The organism is Pelagovum sp. HNIBRBA483 (assembly GCF_040931995.1).
Lineage (GTDB): Bacteria > Pseudomonadota > Alphaproteobacteria > Rhodobacterales > Rhodobacteraceae > JAEPMR01.
In genome coordinates this window covers 2,316,255-2,334,969 of sequence record NZ_CP162412.1, presented here as the reverse complement: position 1 = coordinate 2,334,969, position 18,715 = coordinate 2,316,255, and the positions used below count along the sequence as shown (strand labels likewise).

19 protein-coding genes are annotated in these 18,715 nt (G+C 60.3%); 8 read left to right on the top strand and 11 right to left on the bottom strand.

Annotated features, from left to right (window positions below; translation table 11 throughout):
- Positions 1 to 127 precede the first annotated feature (127 nt).
- Positions 128 to 2,635: an FAD-dependent oxidoreductase gene (locus AB1E42_RS11495; RefSeq protein ID WP_368344381.1), complete on the top strand. Its 2,508-nt coding sequence runs from the start codon at positions 128 to 130 to the stop codon at positions 2,633 to 2,635.
- Positions 2,636 to 2,685: 50 nt separating this feature from the next.
- On the opposite strand, the gene AB1E42_RS11490 is transcribed toward AB1E42_RS11495, so the two are convergent.
- Entirely contained in the window at positions 2,686 to 3,771 is a 1,086-nt protein-coding gene (locus AB1E42_RS11490) for an NAD(P)/FAD-dependent oxidoreductase (protein ID WP_368344380.1), read from the bottom strand.
- Positions 3,772 to 4,112: 341 nt separating this feature from the next.
- On the opposite strand from AB1E42_RS11490, the gene AB1E42_RS11485 reads away from it, so the two are divergent.
- The 4 genes from AB1E42_RS11485 (at position 4,113) to AB1E42_RS11470 (ending at position 6,444) form a co-directional block, all read left to right on the top strand.
- Positions 4,113 to 4,592, top strand: a complete 480-nt coding sequence (locus tag AB1E42_RS11485; RefSeq protein ID WP_368344379.1) for a hypothetical protein — start codon at positions 4,113 to 4,115, stop codon at positions 4,590 to 4,592.
- A 42-nt stretch (positions 4,593 to 4,634) separates the two neighbouring features.
- Complete coding sequence (locus AB1E42_RS11480; protein ID WP_368344378.1) at positions 4,635 to 5,147, top strand: hypothetical protein; 513 nt, start codon at positions 4,635 to 4,637, stop codon at positions 5,145 to 5,147.
- A gap of 24 nt (positions 5,148 to 5,171) precedes the next feature.
- Positions 5,172 to 5,690 carry a hypothetical protein gene (locus tag AB1E42_RS11475; protein WP_368344377.1) on the top strand — a complete coding sequence of 173 codons (519 nt, stop codon included), beginning with the start codon at positions 5,172 to 5,174 and terminating at the stop codon, positions 5,688 to 5,690.
- Between the two features lie 238 nt (positions 5,691 to 5,928).
- A complete protein-coding gene (locus AB1E42_RS11470; protein WP_368344376.1) occupies positions 5,929 to 6,444 on the top strand; it encodes a hypothetical protein in 516 nt (171 codons plus the stop codon).
- A gap of 21 nt (positions 6,445 to 6,465) precedes the next feature.
- Here AB1E42_RS11470 and AB1E42_RS11465 read toward each other — a convergent pair whose 3' ends face one another.
- The 6 genes from AB1E42_RS11465 to AB1E42_RS11440 form a co-directional block, all read right to left on the bottom strand.
- Positions 6,466 to 7,695, bottom strand: coding sequence for a mandelate racemase/muconate lactonizing enzyme family protein (locus AB1E42_RS11465; RefSeq protein WP_368344375.1), 1,230 nt, complete (start codon positions 7,693 to 7,695; stop codon positions 6,466 to 6,468).
- 138 nt (positions 7,696 to 7,833) lie between these two features.
- The gene (locus AB1E42_RS11460) at positions 7,834 to 9,039 is read right to left on the bottom strand and encodes a TCR/Tet family MFS transporter (RefSeq protein ID WP_368344374.1); all 1,206 of its coding nucleotides are present in this window, start codon (positions 9,037 to 9,039) and stop codon (positions 7,834 to 7,836) included.
- 74 nt (positions 9,040 to 9,113) lie between these two features.
- Positions 9,114 to 9,914 (bottom strand): 3-oxoadipate enol-lactonase, encoded by an 801-nt coding sequence (gene pcaD, locus AB1E42_RS11455; protein ID WP_368344373.1) that lies wholly within the window; start codon positions 9,912 to 9,914, stop codon positions 9,114 to 9,116.
- Positions 9,915 to 9,932: 18 nt separating this feature from the next.
- Positions 9,933 to 10,904, bottom strand: coding sequence for a threonine/serine dehydratase (locus tag AB1E42_RS11450; protein ID WP_368344372.1), 972 nt, complete (start codon positions 10,902 to 10,904; stop codon positions 9,933 to 9,935).
- Positions 10,901 to 11,728 carry an alpha/beta fold hydrolase gene (locus AB1E42_RS11445; protein WP_368344371.1) on the bottom strand — a complete coding sequence of 276 codons (828 nt, stop codon included), beginning with the start codon at positions 11,726 to 11,728 and terminating at the stop codon, positions 10,901 to 10,903. Before AB1E42_RS11445 ends, AB1E42_RS11450 begins: the two co-directional genes overlap by 4 nt.
- Complete coding sequence (locus AB1E42_RS11440; RefSeq protein ID WP_368346422.1) at positions 11,728 to 12,408, bottom strand: haloacid dehalogenase type II; 681 nt, start codon at positions 12,406 to 12,408, stop codon at positions 11,728 to 11,730. The genes AB1E42_RS11445 and AB1E42_RS11440 overlap by 1 nt, the downstream gene beginning before the upstream one ends.
- 164 nt (positions 12,409 to 12,572) lie before the next feature.
- Between AB1E42_RS11440 and AB1E42_RS11435 the strand changes: the two genes are divergently transcribed.
- Positions 12,573 to 13,007, top strand: coding sequence for a peptidylprolyl isomerase (locus AB1E42_RS11435; RefSeq protein ID WP_368344370.1), 435 nt, complete (start codon positions 12,573 to 12,575; stop codon positions 13,005 to 13,007).
- A gap of 68 nt (positions 13,008 to 13,075) precedes the next feature.
- Here AB1E42_RS11435 and AB1E42_RS11430 read toward each other — a convergent pair whose 3' ends face one another.
- The 3 genes from AB1E42_RS11430 to fabA all read right to left on the bottom strand — a co-directional run bounded on the left by AB1E42_RS11430 (position 13,076) and on the right by fabA (position 15,754).
- Positions 13,076 to 13,864: an enoyl-ACP reductase gene (locus AB1E42_RS11430; protein WP_368344369.1), complete on the bottom strand. Its 789-nt coding sequence runs from the start codon at positions 13,862 to 13,864 to the stop codon at positions 13,076 to 13,078.
- Between the two features lie 19 nt (positions 13,865 to 13,883).
- Positions 13,884 to 15,113: a beta-ketoacyl-ACP synthase I gene (gene fabB, locus AB1E42_RS11425; protein ID WP_368344368.1), complete on the bottom strand. Its 1,230-nt coding sequence runs from the start codon at positions 15,111 to 15,113 to the stop codon at positions 13,884 to 13,886.
- 131 nt (positions 15,114 to 15,244) lie between these two features.
- Positions 15,245 to 15,754 carry a bifunctional 3-hydroxydecanoyl-ACP dehydratase/trans-2-decenoyl-ACP isomerase gene (gene fabA, locus AB1E42_RS11420; protein ID WP_368346421.1) on the bottom strand — a complete coding sequence of 170 codons (510 nt, stop codon included), beginning with the start codon at positions 15,752 to 15,754 and terminating at the stop codon, positions 15,245 to 15,247.
- A 173-nt stretch (positions 15,755 to 15,927) separates the two neighbouring features.
- Here fabA and irrA point away from each other — a divergent pair, with 173 nt between their 5' ends.
- On the top strand, positions 15,928 to 16,344 hold the full coding sequence (irrA, locus tag AB1E42_RS11415; protein WP_368346420.1) for an iron response transcriptional regulator IrrA: 417 nt from the start codon (positions 15,928 to 15,930) through the stop codon (positions 16,342 to 16,344).
- Positions 16,345 to 16,360: 16 nt separating this feature from the next.
- Here the strand turns inward: irrA and AB1E42_RS11410 are convergent, their stop codons facing one another.
- Positions 16,361 to 17,227, bottom strand: coding sequence for a hypothetical protein (locus AB1E42_RS11410; RefSeq protein ID WP_368344367.1), 867 nt, complete (start codon positions 17,225 to 17,227; stop codon positions 16,361 to 16,363).
- 113 nt (positions 17,228 to 17,340) lie between these two features.
- Between AB1E42_RS11410 and miaB the strand changes: the two genes are divergently transcribed.
- Entirely contained in the window at positions 17,341 to 18,657 is a 1,317-nt protein-coding gene (gene miaB, locus AB1E42_RS11405; RefSeq protein WP_368344366.1) for a tRNA (N6-isopentenyl adenosine(37)-C2)-methylthiotransferase MiaB, read from the top strand.
- The last annotated feature ends 58 nt before the right edge of the window (positions 18,658 to 18,715 follow it).

Sequence of the window (18,715 nt, the reverse complement as noted above, 5' to 3'; positions counted from 1 at the left end):
TAAAGCGCATTCGGGCGCTGGACAACATCATGCTGTCGCATTCGTGCATTGACATGTCGGATGGTAAGGGATCGAAATTTCGGATTTCGACAGATTGCAGTCAAATTCGCCTGATGGAGTCGGCCCTATGAAAACCCAAGTCAAAGCTCTTGTTGTCGGCGGCGGTGCCGTTGGAACATCGATCGCCTATCATCTCGCTAAGGCGGGTTGGGATGATGTGATGCTGATCGAGCGTGATGAACTGACCTCTGGCTCCACTTGGCACGCGGCGGGGCTTTTGCCGCTGTTCAACATGTCCTACGCGACAACTCATATCCACAAATACTCGGTCGATTTCTACAAAACGCTAGAGGAAGAAACTGGATTGAACGCGGGCTTCGCGGTTGTTGGGAACCTGCGTATGGCGCAGACAGACGAGCGTATGGATGAATACCGGCTCTATGCGTCGACCGCCGAAACTTGCGGCGTTTCCTACGAATTTTTGACTCCGGATGAGATCAAAGCACGCTGGCCATTGATCAATACCGAGGATCTGAAGGGCGCAATTTACCACAACACAGATGGCTATATTAACCCTGCCGACGTGACGCAGGCGATGGCTAAGGGCGCCCGCCAGCGGGGTGTGATGATTGAGCGGAAGTGGCAGGCCGATGGTTTCGAATGGAAGGGCGATCACTGGGATGTGACGCTCACCAAGATGGTCGAAAAGGGCGGCAACCTCGTTGCGGGTGAAGAGCAGATTGTCGTGAGCGCCGAGCACGTTGTGACCGCGTCGGGCAACCATGCCCAGCGGACGGCGAAGCTGTTGGGCATCAAGATGCCGGCGATCCCGGTTGAGCACCAGTTTATCGTCATGGATCAAGACCCTGAGCTGGTGAAGTACCGCCAGAGCGGGGGCGCGGAGCATCCTGTTGTGCGTGACGCTGATGCGCAGTCCTATGTGCGTGAAGAGCGTGGTGGCTGGATCCTTGGCGTCTATGAGCGCGGTGCGCCGGCAGTGTTTGAATATGGTGTGCCCGATAGCTTCCGCGCGGACTTGTTCCCGCTCGATCTGGAGCGCATTGAAGATCAATATATGGCGATGATCCACCGCGTGCCGTCGTGCGAGGAAAGCGGCTTGAAGGACGATTTTAACGGTCCGATCTGCTACACGCCGGACGGCAACCCGCTTGTTGGCCCCGCGCCCGGAATGCGCAACATGTGGCTGGCTGAAGGCTTCTCATTTGGCATCACCGCTGCCGGTGGGACGGGGTATTACCTTGCCCAGATGATGGTCGATGGCGAAGCTGAGATTGACATGGCGAGCCTCGACCCGAAGCGCTACTCGCAATCGTGGATGACCACCGAGTTTGCAGCGCGGAAGAATGAGGAATGCTACGAGCACGTCTATATCCTGCACCACCCCGATGAAGAGCGCGAGGCCTGCCGCCCGTTGCGCACGGCGCCTGCCTACGATCGCCAGAAGGCACGCGGCGCTCAGTTCGGTTGGGTTAATGGTTGGGAGCGGCCCAATTATTACGGCCCGACTGACGCGCCTGAGAACTTCGATCATGATGCCCGCAGCTTCCGCCGTGGGGGCTGGTGGAATTATGCCGTTGAAGAGGCGAAGGCGATCCGCAACGGCGTCGGCCTTATCGACGCAACGGCCTTTACCAAGCATGTTGTCAAAGGACCGGGCGCGACGCAGTTCCTCGACTGGTTTACCTGCAACAAGCTGCCCAAAGTCGGCCGGATCAACCTGACCTATGCTTTGACGGCATTCGGCACGACCCGCACCGAATATACCATCGTGCGTAATGGCGAGAACAACTATTACCTCGTCTCTGCCGGTGCCTGGACCGAGTATGACGCGGACTTCCTGTGCAAGGCCGCCGAAGACAAGATGGACGAATTCGGCTACATCGAAATTCAGGACGTCACGACGCAATGGGGCGTTTTCGCCATTGCAGGCCCGAAATCCCGCGATGTATTGAAAGAAGTCATCAAGGACGCTGACCCGGAAACAGCGCTTTCCAACAAGCGCTTCCCCTGGCTATCTGCCCGTCAGATCGAGCTGGGCATGTGCCCTGTAAACGCGATCCGTGTTGCTTATACTGGTGAGCTTGGTTGGGAGCTTCATCACCCGATCGAAATGCAGAACTACCTGTTTGATCTGCTTGAAAAGGCTGGTGAAAAGCACGGCATGAAGCTGGTCGGTGCGCGGGCGCAGAACTGGCTGCGTCAGGAAAAATCCTATCGTGCGTTTGGTAATGAGCTGGGGCGCGATGCGACCCCGTTGGAGGCGGATCTGCCGCGCTTCGTTGATCTGGAGAAGGACTTCCACGGGAAGGACAAACTGGTCGAAACGGGTGTGCGCGTGAAATGCGTTACGCTGCTGATCGACGGACCTGCTGATTCTGATCCTTGGGGCCGCGAAGCGCTCTATACAACAGATGGAACGCGGGTCGGGCGCCTGACCTCTGGCGGGTATTCGGTGCACTTCGAGAAGTCGATTGGCTTGGGTTATGTGAAGCCTGAGCACAGCGAAATTGGCACCAAATTGCAGGTCAAAATGCTGGGTCAGTTGTGGGATGCCGAGATCGTTCAGGACAGCCCATATGACCCCAAAAACGAGGTCATCCGTAAAGACGGCTAACTTCCTCGCTGATTAGAATTGGGGCGTCGGAGCGATCTGGCGCCCTTATTTTATTGGCGGTTGAAGCGCTGTGGGTTCAGAGCGGAAACCGTTTGAGCATCAAGTTCCGGCTGCCTTCCTGCGATCAGATCGGCGAGCAGTTGGCTGGCGGCGGGGGCGCTTTGGAAGCCGTAGCCGCCTTGGCCGGCGCACCAGATGAAATGTGCATCATGGGGGGAGGGGCCTAGGACCAGGTTGCGGTCGGGGGAGAAGGTGCGCAGGCCTGCCCAGTTCGCCAGAAGCCTTGTGACCGGTTCTGTCACGAATTCTTCATACCGGGCCAGACCCTCGGCTAGAACCATGTCATCGGCGAAGGCGTCATGCGGGGTGCTGGGGTCCTCCTCTCCGGGGGAGACGATGAGCGCGCCGGCGTCGGGTTTGGCGTACCAGTCCTCTCCCGGGCCAAAGACCATCGGCCATGAGGACACGTCAAATCCCCCCGGTGCGGGAAGCCGCGCCATCGAGCGGCGCAGGGGGGTGAAGCCAAGCGGAGGGATGCCTGCCATTTCGGCCACGACATCGACCCACGCGCCAGCCGCGTTGACCAAATTTCGCGCCGCGATCTCTGCTCCGTCCTTGAGGGTCAGCACCCAGCCAGAGGGCGTCCGGCGGATCGCGGTGACCGCACTTTTGGTGCGGACCTCTCCGCCGTTAGCCCTTGTTTCCTTTGCGAAATTCTGGACTAGGCGGTCGGTGTCGATGTCCCATGCCTCGGCGTCATACGCGGCGCGGTCGACCACCGAAGGGTCAAGAATCGGGATGAAGGCACGGGCCTCTTCGACGGTGATCGGGGTCAGGCTCATGCGGGTGAGATCGGCGGTGTAGCGGTCCTCTAATTCGGCCGATCCGACCAACATCAAACCGCGCGGAGAGAGCACGCCGCCGTTGGCATCACGGTGGTAGTCGAGACTCGCCATGTTGAGCGCAATGACGGGTGGTTTGCCGTAGTTCCGTTCGAACAAAGCGGCGGATCTGCCGGAGGCGTGATAGGCGAGCGAGTCCTCGCCTTCGAGGAGAATCACCCCCCCCAAATGTGACAGCCGCGCCGCCGCGCTGGTGCCTGCGATGCCGCCGCCGATGATTGCAAAGTCAAACATGCGTCCCTCCCATTTGCCGCAAATTGGCATGATTGCAGGTGCAGAGAAAGTGGTCATTTTTGCTAAAAAGGGCGATGCACAACCTATGCACAATTGATGCACATCCTATGCATATCGCACCTGCAGCATAATCTTTCGCAACTGCCGCATTTTCCTTCGCCCGCGCCGTATTCTTGCAATCCCGGAAGTTCTTGCCATCGCGGAAGGTCCGACCGGCACCGTTACACCTTTGGAGCTTTGGTTACGCCATATGAGAATTTTAGATATTCTGATGGGTCGTTTGCGGGCAGGGAATAGGGTGCTAGCGCTGATAGTCAACAAAAATATGTCAGGGACGTGTCATGGGTTATACCGACAGGCATTTTCAGCCGCGTCGTGCATTGCGTGCAATTGGCGCAAATTGCGATGAACGGCTTGAGAATTTTGCGCATCTCGCCGCGGTTATCGTTGGTGCTGAAGGCGGCTACCTCGCGCTGGAGGGGAGCGAGGGATGGAGGGTCGTTGCGCGCAGTGGTTTGCCCAAACGTGAAGCGGCGCGTGAATTCAATGTGACGGTCGCTAAGGACGGCTATCCGGCTGCCGCGAATGCTGATGAGCATGCGGCGCTGTGGCCTGTGATCGGCGCATTTGACGATCTTATCTTAACCCCAATCGTGATGCGGAGCGAGATCGTTGGGCATCTCGGGACTGTAATGCTTGCACGGAAGGAATTCACAGCGCACCATAAGGAGGCGCTTAGATTGCTCGCGTGTACGGCGGGAGACTATCTGGAAACGCAAGCGCGTATTCGGGAATTGCTGGGCGGGTTGTGGAACCTGTAACCGCTGGTTAGGCGAGCATCGTCTATTTGTGGGGCTGAAGGCGTGGAAGATTTAGCAGCGGCCCAAAGGCGACGGTATTTTGAAGAAATCATCGCGCTCTTCCCAAACGGTATCATCCGGCTCGATAAGCTCTGTGAGACTATTGCTGGAAGCTTCGCATGTCTGCATTCGGTAATCTGCCTTGCGACCGACGATCTTTACTTCACGGTGGGCGCTTGCGGTGTCACTGGCCGAAATGTGAGGCGAGACAGGTGCCCGAATTTCGTATCGGATGAAGAGATTGAAATGAGCAAGGTCACGGTTGCGGACCATCAACGGCTTTACGTCGATAGGCACGGAATGCCGATTGAATATCTTGCCAGTGTCCTGCTCAAAGTGCGGTCAACCACGGTGGGGTCATTGTTTGTGTTTGACGACGAACCACGCGCGGAAGTGTTAACCGAGAAGCAATGGGCAGGGTTGCGCGCTGGGGCTGAGCTGGGGTCGAGCATTTTGACCCAAAGTTCTGCGATCAGGTCCAATCTCATTGGGCTTGCCAATCTGATCGTTCCGTAGCGACGATTGGTATGTTGAGGGCGTGTGATGAATGACGATTTAGCCGAACTGCGGCGGGAAAAATATGTTAAGGAAATTAGAGATCTCTTTCCCGATGGGATCGAGAGACTTGATGTTTTATGCAGAACGATCGCTGGATTGCTGGAGTGTGAAGGGGCTCTGATTTCACTCAGCGAAGGCAGTCTGGTTTTTGCTCTTGGCGTGCATGGCCTCCCCTTCAGAACAGTTTCTCGAGATCGGCCTCGCAGATTTTTGGGTGACATGGAATTGGAATCGCGGTCGCTCACGGACGCGCAACGGTACGAATTTTATAGTGATCGCCATAACCTTTTTATCGATTACGTTTGCCGCGTTCCCGTTTTCCTTGATGGAACGCCGGTTGGTTCCTTGGTGGTGTTTGATCATCGACCGCGGTTGGACGGACTGGCGCAACAGCAGTGGGAGGGCATGCGGGCTGCTGCGGAGCTGGCCGAAAAGATTTTGAATCGCAGTTCGGTGATCAAGGCGCATTTGGCCGGACTTGCGGAATTGATCGTGCGGTAGCGATTTTGACAGAGGCATGGGAGAGAGCGTATTTTAGGTGATGCAGTCGTGTTGAGATGCCGCGCGTGACATAACTGTCGGAACCACAGTGACGCGGCCGCTCGGCAGCTGCGGAGCTTGCAGCGGAGATCATAACGGAAAGCATGGCCATCCGGTCGCAGCTGTTAGGCTTGGCTGAAGTGGCTGTGAGATAAGGGACGCCGCCCGACGGTGCGGTGAGAATGAGTTAAATCCCACTATGAAACGTGATTTTGCAGCCGCGCAGCGGCTCCGTTATTTTAGCGAAATCGTGCATCTGTTCCCGCAGGGGGACAAGCGGCTTGATCTATTGTGCGCGGCGACGGCGCAGATGCTGGAGTGCCAGTTTGCCTCGATCAACCTGATCACGGAACAGCGGCTATTCTCGATTGGGGTTTATAATTTCCCCGTGCGGGAGGTGGTGCTTGATCGCCCGCGGCCGTTTGACCCGTATCAGAAACATGAAATCAAGTTTCTGGACGAGGAAATCCGCAAGGGGATGCATCTCGACCGGCAGGGCGTGGAGCTGGGCTATATTGCGCGTGTGCCGTTCAAGGTGCATGGGGTTGTCGTCGGGGGGATGTTGGTAGCGGACGCGCGGGCGCGTGTTGAGGGCCTGAATGCCGCTCAGTGGCAGGGGCTGGAAGCGGCGGCGGAGCTTGGCTCGCAGATTCTCAGGCGCAGTGAAACCATCAAGACCCAGCTTGCGGGGCTTGTGGAATTGATCGTTCCTTAGCGGATCCTGATTTCGAACAGCTTAGGTTTTTGAGGGGGCGCCGCCTTCGAACACGTTTTCCTCGTGATAGCTGACGGGTGCCTCTTGTGCCTGAAGGTGGAGGCCGTCGCCGGTATATGGATGCGCGCGGGCCAGTGCTTCGTCCACCTCGATACCAAGACCTGCGCCCTCGGGCACCGGAATGTAGCCACCTTCCACCCGCAACCCGTTGCGGATCAGCGCGCTGTGGAAATCGGTTTCGATGGTTTCGGCCATCAGGATGTTGGGCAGCGACGCGGCGAGTTGCACGTTCGCCGCCCACTCAAGTGGGCCTGCGTAGAGGTGAGGCGCCATTTGCGCGTTGAAGGCCTCGGCCAGTGTGGCGATCTTCTTGCTCTCCCAGATGCCGCCGGAACGCCCGAGCGCCGGTTGCAGGATCGACACGCCCGCCCGCAGCGCGGCCATGAACTCGCCGCGCGTTGTCAGGCGCTCGCCAGTGGCGACGGGGATGGTCAAGCCAGCGCTGACGCGGGCCAGTTCCTCGGGCGTATCCGGCGGGATCGGTTCCTCGTACCAAAGCGGGTCATAGGGGGCGATGGCAGCGCCCATGCGCAATGCGCCGCCGGTGGAGAATTGCCCGTGGGTGCCGAACAGCAGGTCGGCGCGGTCGCCTACCGCTTCACGGATTGCGGCACAAAATTCGACGGAGCGGGAGATGTCCCGCATCGCGGGCATATGGCCGGAACGGATGGTGTAGGGGCCGGCGGGGTCGAATTTCACCGCTGTGTAGCCCTTGGCGACCATATCGGCGGCACTTTCGGCGGCCATGGCGGTTGTGACCCAGAACTCCGGCAAGGTGTGGCTCGCGCGGGTGGGGTAGAGGTAGGTATAGGCGCGAATGCGGTCGTTGACCTTGCCGCCGATCAGGGCGTGAACGGGGCGGTCACGGTCCTTGCCGAGGATGTCCCAGCAGGCGATTTCCAAGCCGGACCATGCGCCCATCACCGTTAGATCAGGGCGTTGGGTGAAGCCGGAGGAATAGACGCGGCGGAACATCAGCTCGATATCTTCGGGGTTCGTGCCGGCCATGTGGCGCTCGAACACATCGCGGATCACATGGGTCATTGCCTGTGGCCCGACGCTGGAGGCGTAGCATTCGCCCCAGCCTGTGATGCCGGTGTTGGTGGTGACTTTCACCAAGATCCAGTAGCGCCCGCCCCATCCGGGGGCGGGGGGCGCGGTGACGATGACATCAAGATCTGCGAGTTTCACGGGCGGCTCCTTTCGGGCTGCTCAGTCGGTAGACGGATTAGGGTGGCCGCACCAAGAGGCGTGGCCCTTGCATTCCGCGCGAGCCTGCGACGGTGCGGTGCGGGGATCAATCCTGAAAGCGACGCGGGCGTCGGAAATTTATGATACTTTGCGCGCGGTGGAGGACGCCGTGAAGAGAAACAACCCGCCGATCACCAGCGCGGCTGAGAGCAGGAACGGCGCTCCGGGCAGGTAGATCCTTGCGCCAGCCGCAGTGAAATAGGCGAAGATGCCGGTCATCATCAGCGGCGCGACGATTGACGCGAGCGCGTTGATCGCGGCCATTGTGCCTTGTAGCTCGCCTTGTTGATTGTCATCCGCCGCGCGGGACAGGATCGCTTGCAGGGCCGGACCCATGATGGACCCCATTGAGGCAAAGATCGCGAGGGCCAGCGCCACATAGCCGTTGGTCACAAAGGCGAATGAGACAAACGCGATAATGTCGATCGTGAGGCCGATCAGCACAGTGCGATATTCGCCAAAGCGCTTCAACACGGGGCGGATCAGCAGGCCTTGGGCAAAGATGGTGCCGATGCCATAGGCGCCAAGCGAAAGGCCGATGAGGCCCGGACCCCAGCCGAAGCGCTCCTGCCCGTAGAAGGCCCAGACTGCCGGATAAACGAAGAAGGCGATGCCTGCCAGAAAGAGCATAACAAGGAGTGGCGCGAAACCGGGGAGTGATCCGACGTACCTGAATGCGCCGAGCGGGTTCGCGCGGCGCCATTCGAAAGGGCGGCGAATACGATCTGTCACCGTTTCCGGCAGAACGAAATAGCCAAAGCCCGCGTTAAGGATCGCCAGCGCCGCAGCGGCATAGAACGGCGCACGGGTGCCGAATGTGCCCAAAAGGCCGCCGATCATTGGCCCGAGCACGAAACCCACGCCAAAGGCCGCGCCGATCAGGCCGAAATTGGCAGCCTTCTCGTCGGGCTTTGAAATATCGGCCATATAGGCGGAGGCAGCGGAGTGGGTGGCAGCAGTGATGCCCGCCACGATGCGCCCGATGAACAAGAGCCAAATGGTGCCAGCGACGGCCATCACCATGTAATCAGCGGCCATGACAACCAGTGTGACAAGCAGGATCGGCCTGCGGCCGTACCAGTCAGACAGGTTTCCGACCGTTGGCCCGAAGAGGAACTGCATCACGGCGAACGCGGTGGTCAGGATGCCGCCCCAGATTGCGGCGTTACCAAGCGAGCCGCCATGCAGTTCGCGGATCAGGTCGGGCATGACGGGCATGATCAGCCCGATCCCCATTGAATCGATCACAATCGTAATCAGGATGAACAAGACTGGGAGGCGCATGACCGGAACTCAACTATAGACGCCCCGGCTCTAGCGGCTTCCTCAGGTAATGCAAGCTGCGCCGTTGCGTCAGGCTAGAGGTGGCCAATGTCGTTCATGAAGGTGGTGAGGAGGTTGGCATAGGCTTCCGGCTCTTCGACGCAGGGCAGATGACCCGAGCGGCGCATCAGCTCGAAGCGTGATCCGGGGATCAGGTCAATGGTTTCGCGCACCAGATCGGGCGGCGTCGCGCCGTCATGACTGCCCGCGATGCCCAGCGTGGGCAGGCGCAGGCCGGAGGTCGGGGTGTAGAAATCAGTGCCGGATATGGCGGCGCAGACACCGGCATAGCCCTCCACGGGCGTGCGGATCAGCAGGTCGCGCCACGGGGCGGTGGCGGGGCTTTCGCGGAAGGCTTTGCCGAACCAGCGTTGCATGATGCCATCGGCCATTGCCTCCAGCCCTTTGGAACGGACGGTGTCGATCCGGTCTTGCCAAAGTTTCGGGTTGCCGATCTTGGCGGCGGTGTTGGAGAGGACCAAGGCGCGGATCATATCCATGCGCTTCACCGCCAGCCCTTGTGCGATCAGGCCACCGACCGAGAGGCCGACGAACATGGCATCCTTGACCTCGAAGGCAGTGCAGACGGCCTCGGCATCGCTGACCAGAGCGCCCATTGTATACGGCCCTTCTGGTACGTCGGAGCGTCCGTGGCCGCGTTTATCCATGCGGATGATCCTGAGGCCCGCTGGCAAGTGTGGCAGGATCGGATCCCAAAGCGTGTGATCGGTGCCGAGGGAATTGGCGAAAACGATGGTCGGGGCGTGGGGGTCTTCCATCCCGTCGAGCCGCGCGTAGAGAGTGACGCCATCGCGGGTGATCATCTGTTCCTGCATGGGGATCCTTTCGCGCGGTCAGGCTGATTCGGTCAGCACGTTGGCGAAGAATGCGGCATCGACATTGCCGCCGGTGGTGACGACGATCACGTCCTCGCCCGTGATCTCATTCGGGTGGAAGAGCGCTGCGGCGAGGGCCACGGCGCCACCTGGTTCGACGACGATGCGGAGGTGGTCGAAAGCGGCGCGTATGGCGGCTTTGACCTCTGTTTCGGTCACGACGAGGCCCGCGCCGCAGAGTCGTTGCATGATCGGGAAGGTCAGCTCACCGGGGGTGGGGGTGACGATGGCATCGCAGATGGAGCCGGTCATTGCCGCGTTGCGCTGGCGCTGACCGGAGGCGAGCGAGCGGGTGACATCATCAAAGCCCTCCGGCTCGACGGGGCGGGCGGTGAGGGCGGGGGCGTCGGCCTCCAGTGCCAGCGCGATGCCGGAGGTCAGGCCGCCGCCACCACAGCAGATAAGAACATCGGCCTTGGTGATGCCTTGGGCAGCGGCTTGGGTGGCGATTTCGAGGCCGCAGGTGCCTTGGCCTGCGATGACCTCAGGTTCGTCGAAGGGTTTGACAAGCGTCAGGCCGCGCTCGGCCGACAGGCTTGCGCCGATGGCGTCGCGGTCCTCGGTCGCGCGGTCGTAGAGGACGACTTCGGCGCCGAGTGCGCGGGTGTTGGCGATTTTAACGGCGGGGGCGTCGGCTGGCATGATGATGACGCAAGGCGCGCCGTGGGCGCGGGCAGCGCGGGCGACGCCTTGGGCGTGATTGCCGCTGGAGAAGGCGATGACGCCGCGTTTGCGGACCTCACTGGACAGAGCGGAGACAGCCGACCAGCCGCCACGGAACTTGAACGATCCGGTGTGTTGGAGGCATTCGGCCTTCACCCAGACGCGGCGACCGGCGATGGCGTCGAGCGCTTCGTTATGCAGGAGGGGCGTGGTACGGACATGGCCGTTGAGCCGCTCGGCGGCGGCGCGGATGCGGTCGATATTCATGAGAGGCGCTGGCTCCATTGGGAAAGCGTGGCGAGGGCTTCGGGTTCATCGAGAAAGGGGACATGGCCGCGATCGGGCACGTCGGCAAAGAGCATATCGGGGCGGGCCGCTTGCATGGCTGCGGCGGTATCGCGGCTGAGAAGCGGCGAGTTGGCGCCACGGATCAGGGCGAGCGGGATATCCGGCAGCGCGTGGAACAGGGGCCACGCATCGGGCGGGGGTGTTGCGGGGTCATAGGCTGCGCGGAAGGCGTCCGCGAGGGCGGGATCGTAGCGGAGGGTAAGGCCGTCATCGCTTTGCGCGTAGAGCTGGCCTGCCATTTCCAGCCAGCGCTCATGCGGGACATTGGCAAAGCCGTGTAGCGATTTCGGGAGCGCGCGGGCCGCGGCGTCGAGAGTGGAGGCGGCGGGGCGTTTGCCGATATAGGCGGCGATATCGGCAAGGCCTGCGGCGGTCAGCTCGGGGCCGATATCATTCAGCGCAAGCCCTGTAAGCCGCGCGGGTTGGGTTGCACCGATGAAGAGGCCGATCAAGCCGCCGCGAGAGGTGCCGAGGATCGCGGCGCGGGGCAGGGAAAGGTGATCGAGCAGCGCCAAGGCATCAGCGGCCTCCTGCGGGATGGAATAGAGCGCGGGATCGGACCAGCCGGATTTGCCGCGCCCACGGTAATCCATGCGGATCAGGCGCAGACGCGAGAGGCGCGGCGCAACGAAATCGAAATCGCGCAGGTTACGGGTGAGGCCGGAGAGCGCCAGAACGGTGGGGCCTTTGCCGGTGTCCTCGTAATAAAGCTCGGTGCCGTCGGAGGCAGTGAAGAAAGGCATCAGACGAGCTCCAACAGCGGGGTGAGGCTCGCGAAAGTGTGGTGTGGAGCGGCGTAGAGGCGGTCTTGCGGCTCGTCTGCACGGTTGATCCATGCGGTTTGAAAGCCGAATCCTGCGGCACCGGCGGCGTCCCATCCGTTGGACGATACGAATAGCACCTCGTCACGGGCGCAGCCGAACTGCGTTTCGACCAATTCGTAGACGCGGGCGTGGGGTTTGTAGACGCCGACGCTCTCGACAGACAATTGGGCGGCAAGGAAACCATCGATCCCCGCGCTGTGGGCAGCGGCGGCGATCATGTCGGGCGTACCGTTGGAGAGGATCGCGCAGGTGAGGCCGCGCTCGGTAAGGGTGGCGAGCACCTCTGGCACCTCGGGATAGGCGTCCAGCTCCCAATAGAGGGCGAGCAGGCGTTCGCGCAGCAGGGGATCACCGTCGAGGCTGTTGTTCTCGAGCGCCCAATCCAGCCCGTCTGCGGTGACTTGCTCGAAATTGGCGTGGCGGTCGGCGGTGGCGCGGAGCCATGTGTATTGAAGCTGTTTGAGCCGCCAATCCCGCGCGACGGCGGGCCAATGATCCGCAAGGGCTGTGAAATCCGGCTCAGCGGCGGCGTTGCGGGCGGCAGCGGCCACGTCGAAGAGCGTTCCATAGGCATCGAAAATACAAGTGATGATCGGCACGGGGCATCCTTTCGGGAGTTGGGAGGAATTTGTCACGATCATATCCGGGCGAAAAGGGGCCTTGTTTGCATTCCGTGACGATCATGACTAGGTTTGCGCCATCCATCGGAGAACCTGCAAGACGCGGCCTCCGCAATTCACCCCCCCAAATAACGGATTTATATATGACCCAGGTCAAAGCGGGCGACACCGTGCGCATTCATTACACCGGAACTCTTACCACTGGCGAAACCTTCGACAGCTCTGAAGGGCGCGACCCGCTGGAGTTCGTGGTCGGCTCCGGCCAGATCATTCCGGGCCTCGACAAGGCGCTCCCCGGTATGGAGATGGGCGAAAAGAAAACGGTACAAGTCCCCTGCGTGGAAGCCTATGGCGAAAGCGACCCGAGCGCGATGCAATCCATCCCGCGCGGACAGATCCCCGAGAACATTCCGGTAGAGCCGGGCACACAATTGCAGATGCAGGCGCCATCGGGGCAGGTTGTGCCGGTTGTTGTTGTGTCTGCCAATGAAGAAGAGGTTGTGCTCGATGCCAACCACCCGCTCTCGGGCAAGGATCTCATCTTTGCCATCGAGATCGTCGGTATCAACGCCGCTTGATTTTTGCACCTTAGCAAACGAAACGGCCCGCTGGAGACAGCGGGCCGTTTTGATTCAGAGGATGGCGATCAGAGGTTTTCGGACTGGGGCATTCCGAGCACATGATAACCGCCATCGACGGTGATGATCTCGCCGCTGGTGCAGGCACCGGCATCTGACGCCAGATAGACGGCGGTGCCGCCGATGGCCTCCAGCGTCGCGTTGGAGCGCAGCGGCGCATTCTGATCGGTGTGTTTGTAGGTCTTGCGTGCGCCGCCGATGGCGGCTCCGGCCAATGTCTTCATCGGGCCGGGGGAGATCGCGTTGACGCGGATACCTTGCGGACCGAGATCGTTGGCAAGGTAGCGGACCGAGCTTTCAAGCGCGGCCTTGGCGACGCCCATGACATTATAGAACGGGGTGACGCGGTTGGAGCCTTGATAGGTCATGGTCAGAAGCGTGCCGCCATCGGGCATCAGTTCCGAGGCGCGGCGGGCCACGTCGATGAAGGAATAGCAGGAGATCGTCAGCGAATTGCGGAAGTTCTCGCGGCTGGTGTTGATGAAACGGCCTGTCAGCTCCGATTTATCGGAATAGGCGATGGCGTGGACGAGGAAATCAATCGTGCCCCAGCGCTCTTTCAGGGCGGCAAAAGCGCGGTCTAGGGAGGCGTCGTCCATCACATCGGCATCAACGAGAATATCGCTGCCAACCGATGCCGCGAGCGGCTCGACGCGCTTGCCGAAAGCCTCGCCTTGATAGGTGAAGGCCAGTTCCGCGCCTGCGTTGTGCATGGCTTGGGCGATACCCCATGCGATCGAGCGATCATTCGCGACCCCCATCATCAGGCCGCGTTTCCCTTGCATTGAAATGGTCATCTTGAATGTCCTGCTGTTATCAATCTCGGAAGGCTGAAAGCAGCATCGAACCATTCGTGCCACCAAAGCCGAAACTATTGGTCATGACCGTATCGAGGCCTGCTTTCTCCACGAGGGTCGTGGCAATTTCGGCGGGCTTCAGGGCGGGGTCGAGGGTCTCGACGTTGATCGAAGGGGCGATAAAGTCACCCTTGAGCATCAGGAGGCAGTAGATGGCTTCCTGTGCGCCGGTCGCGCCTTGGCTGTGGCCGGTCATCGATTTGGTCGAGCTGATCGGCGGGGTGCTGCCGTCGCCAAAGACACGACGGACCGCTTCGACCTCGCCCACATCGCCAACCGGCGTGGAGGTGCCGTGGGCGTTGATATAGCTGACGCTGCGGCCTTCGGGGATGGTTTGCAGCGCGAGGCGCATGGCGCGCTCGCCGCCTTCGCCCGAGGGGGCGACCATATCGTGACCATCGGAGGTGGCGGCAAATCCCGTCACCTCGGCATAGATTTTTGCGCCGCGCGCGCGGGCGTGTTCAAGCTCTTCGAGCACAACGATGCCGCCGCCGCCTGCGATCACGAACCCGTCGCGCCCTGCGTCGAAGGCGCGGGAGGCTTTGGTTGGTGTGTCGTTATATTTGGAGGACATCGCACCCATCGCATCAAAGAGGCAGGAAAGGGTCCAGTCCAGCTCCTCGCCGCCACCGGCGAACATCACGTCCTGCTTGCCCATCATGATCTGTTCGGCGGCGTTGCCGATGCAGTGCAGTGAGGTGGAGCAGGCGGAGGTGATCGAGTAGTTGATACCCTTGATCGAGAAGGCGGTGGAGAGGTTGGCCGAGATCGTGGACGACATGCATTTCGGCACGGCGAACGGCCCGATCCGCTTGGGCGAGCCGGATTTCAGCACCGTTTGGTGCGCGGCGAACATCGAGGAGGTCGACGGGCCGCCCGAACCAGCCACAAGGCCGGTGCGCGGGTTGATAACGTCACTTTCCTCAAGGCCTGAATCAGCGATGGCTTGCTGCATCGCGATATGGGCATAAGCGGCACCCGGCCCCATGAAGCGCAGGGTGCGTTTATCGACATGCTCTGCGACATCTATCTTCAGCGTGCCGGCGATCTGGCTGCGGAAGCCGTATTCGGCCATCACGTCGCTGGCTTCGATCCCCGATTGGCCTGCACGGAGGGCGGCTTCGACTTCTTCGGCATTGTTCCCGATGGGCGATACGATTCCCAACCCAGTCACGACGACGCGGCGCATATGTGGCTCCCCTTTTTATTCCCGATCTTGTGTATGACAGGGGAGGTGAGGGAGCAAGCGGTTAGAAGCCGTACGGGACGCCTGGCGCGTTTTTGCTACGGTAATTTGCTATTTGCCGGAGGGCTAGGCGCTTAGCTTTCGCTGAGCGCCACTTTCATATCCTTGACCTGATAGATCACTTCGCCATCGGCTTCGACGATACCGTCGGCCACGCCCATTGTCAGGCGGCGGGTTTGTACGGCTTTGGTGAAATCGACCTTATAGGTCAGCATCTTACGATCGGGGCGGACCATGCCGGTGAGCTTTACTTCGCCCACGCCGAGCGCATAGCCGCGCCCCAGCCAGCCGCGCCAGCCGAGGTTGAAGCCCGTGAGCTGCCAAAGGCCATCGAGCCCGAGGCAACCAGGCATGATCGGGTTGCCGGGGAAGTGGCAGTCAAAGAACCACAAGTCCGGTGTGATATCGAACTCGGCAACGACATGGCCCTTGCCATGCGCACCGCCATCACCGCTGATTTCGGTGATCCGGTCCATCATCAGCATCGGCGGGGCGGGAAGCTGCGCGTTGCCGGGACCGAAGAGCTCGCCTCGGGCGCATTTGAGAAGGTCGTCCTTATCGAAACTGCTCGGGTAATCGGCCATGCGGGTTGGTCCATCCATTTGTCGTTACTGGTCCTTTGCGTCTAGCACCCTGTAGCGCGCGAGAGCAAGTGTGGTGCGCTATGGGGTGCGACTGATTTTCAATTGAAAGATGGGGGTAAAATCCCATATTAATGGGGTGCGAAGGAAAAGGAATCCGGATCGTGGCAGAGATGATGACGCAGACAGCCGGTGAACGCGGGACAAAATGGCTTGCGGGGGCGGGGCTTCGGCCAACGCGCCAGCGCTTGTCGCTTGCCAAGCTGCTTGTAGGCGATGGTCAGGACCGCCACGTCACGGCAGAGAGCCTTTTCGAGGCGGCATCGGATGCCGATGAGAAAGTTTCGCTCGCCACGGTTTACAATACGCTGCGCGCCTTTTGCGACGCGGGGCTGCTGCGCGAAATCACCGTCGATGGATCGAAAAGTTATTTCGACACGAACACTTCGAACCACCCGCATTTCTATTGGGAAGACAATGCCCGCTTGACCGATGCGCCAAGCGAGCAATTGGAGATCACCCGCTTGCCGAGCGCGCCGGAAGGGGCCGAGGTGGCTGCTGTGGACGTGGTGATCCGGTTGCGCCGCCGCTAGGCCGCGCCGCACACGATCAGAACCACTGACCGGGTTCCATCAAACCGAGATCAAGCAATTGCTGTGAGTGCCATGTAAAGGGCACAGAGTTATACCATGTGAAAGTCGATATATCGTAGGTCGAGCCAGGGTTGCGCTTGAGCGCCTTGGCGGTGCGGAACGAGCAGATCGCGGCAGATGTGTTGTTATGCCACGGGCATTGATAGGTGTTCATCTCCGGCTCGCTGAGGGTGAAATCCGGTCTGAGGGTCAGCCCGTTTTGCGCGCGGAACAGGCTGATCCTGTCAATACGGCGGCGGTTGGCAGGGATATGTTCCTCGAACCGCCAACGCAGGCCGCCAAAGAAATCCATTTGCCGTTCGAGCGCGTTGTTCCAGCGGTCGGTGCGGGAGAGAGCGTAATAGCCCGAGCGATCCAGATGCGCGTTTTTCAGATCTACTGCTGAGGGGTGGGCCTGAAGATCACCCGCATAGAGATCGACTACATAGGTCATCACGGCGTCGCGTCGTTCCTCTGTGACGAAGGACACCAGTTCGCCAACGGTGCGGTGTTCGCAGAACGGGAAGAAAAGATATTCGGCGTTATAGCAGTAGTAGAGCCACACACCCGAAGTGGCGGCGGCGATGACGCTGTTGACCGTCTCGAATAGGGCGTTCTGGCGCCCGAAATCGAGTGAAACGGTGCTGACTTCGTCGGCAAATTCGTCGGGTATCTCTATGTGCGCCGGGGCGAATGCGATTACCTTGCGGAACCCGCAATCAATATGATGGCGGAGGGTGGAGGCGATTTCGACCTCGTCTTCGATGAAGATGAGCGCGACCGGTCCCTTGGCCAAGGCGGCAGGTTCGGCTCGCAAGAAACTCTTTAGATTGTCAAAACGCATCGGCCGCCTTCCTCTTGCCCAGACATTTGGCCAAATCACGCTCCATTGCAAGCAAAGGGGCGAGCGGTTAGGAAGCGCAGAAATCTCGAACCCGCGCGATGGGAGCATGGATCATGGCCGAACCAAAGAAGCTCTATATCAAGACATATGGCTGTCAGATGAATGTATACGACAGCGAACGTATGGCGGAAGCGCTGGGCGGGCAGGGGTATGTCGAGACTAAGACCCCCGAAGACGCCGATATGATTCTGCTCAACACCTGCCACATTCGTGAGAAGGCGGCAGAGAAGGTGTATTCGGAGCTTGGGCGGTTCAAGCCATTGAAGGAAGCACGCCCTGACCTGAAGATCGGTGTGGCAGGCTGCGTAGCGCAGGCCGAGGGCGAAGAGATTATCAAGCGCCAGCCGATGGTTGATCTGGTGGTTGGCCCGCAGAGCTACCACCGCCTGCCGCAGATGGAGCAAGCTGTTCGTAGCGGAACTCGGGCGCTGGATACGGATTTCCCTGAAGAGGACAAGTTCGAGGTGCTCAAGGAGCGCCCGAAGTCCAAGCGTGGCCCGACGGCGTTCCTTTCGGTGCAGGAGGGGTGTGACAAATTCTGCTCGTTCTGTGTGGTGCCTTACACGCGCGGCGCTGAAGTGAGCCGCCCTGCCGAGCGGGTGCTCTCCGAGGCGCGGGCGCTGGTTGAAGCAGGCGTGCGCGAGATCACACTCTTGGGCCAGAATGTGAATGCCTATCACGGGCATGAGAAGGGGCTGGCTGGGTTGATCTGGGAGCTGGACAAAATGGATGGCCTTGAGCGCATCCGGTTCACCACCTCGCATCCCAACGATATGGATGATGCGCTGGTCGAGGCGCATGGCACTTGTGGCAAGCTGATGCCTTACCTGCATTTGCCGGTGCAGTCCGGCTCGGACCGCATCCTCAAAGCGATGAACCGCAAGCATACGGCTGAAAGCTATCTCAAGCTGATCGCGCGGATCAGGGAGGCGCGGCCGGATCTGCACCTTTCGGGGGATTTCATTGTCGGCTTCCCCGGTGAGACGGATGCTGATTTCGAAGATACGATGAGCATCTTGCGTGAAGCGGGATATGGGACCGCGTTTTCGTTCAAATATTCGCCGCGCCCCGGTACGCCGGCGGCTGAAAAGACCGATAAGATGGTTGATCCAGATGTGGCATCCGAGCGGCTCTACCGGTTGCAGGAGCAGATCAGCAGTCAGCAAAAGGCGCTGCAAGACAGCATGGTCGGGCGCGAAGTTTCGGTGCTGTTCGAGAAGCGTGGCCGCCTTGACGGGCAGTTGGTTGGCAAGTCGGAATATTTGCATGCCGTGCATGCCATCGCGCCCGAGTCGCTGATTGGTGAGATCGCACGGGTGCAGATAAAAGAGAGCGGACCGAACTCGCTTGGCGGTGTGCTGAGCGCCTGACGCGCTTGCGTTGATTGACCTTGCAATGGCAACAATTGGCTCGCCTCGGTGGGACTGT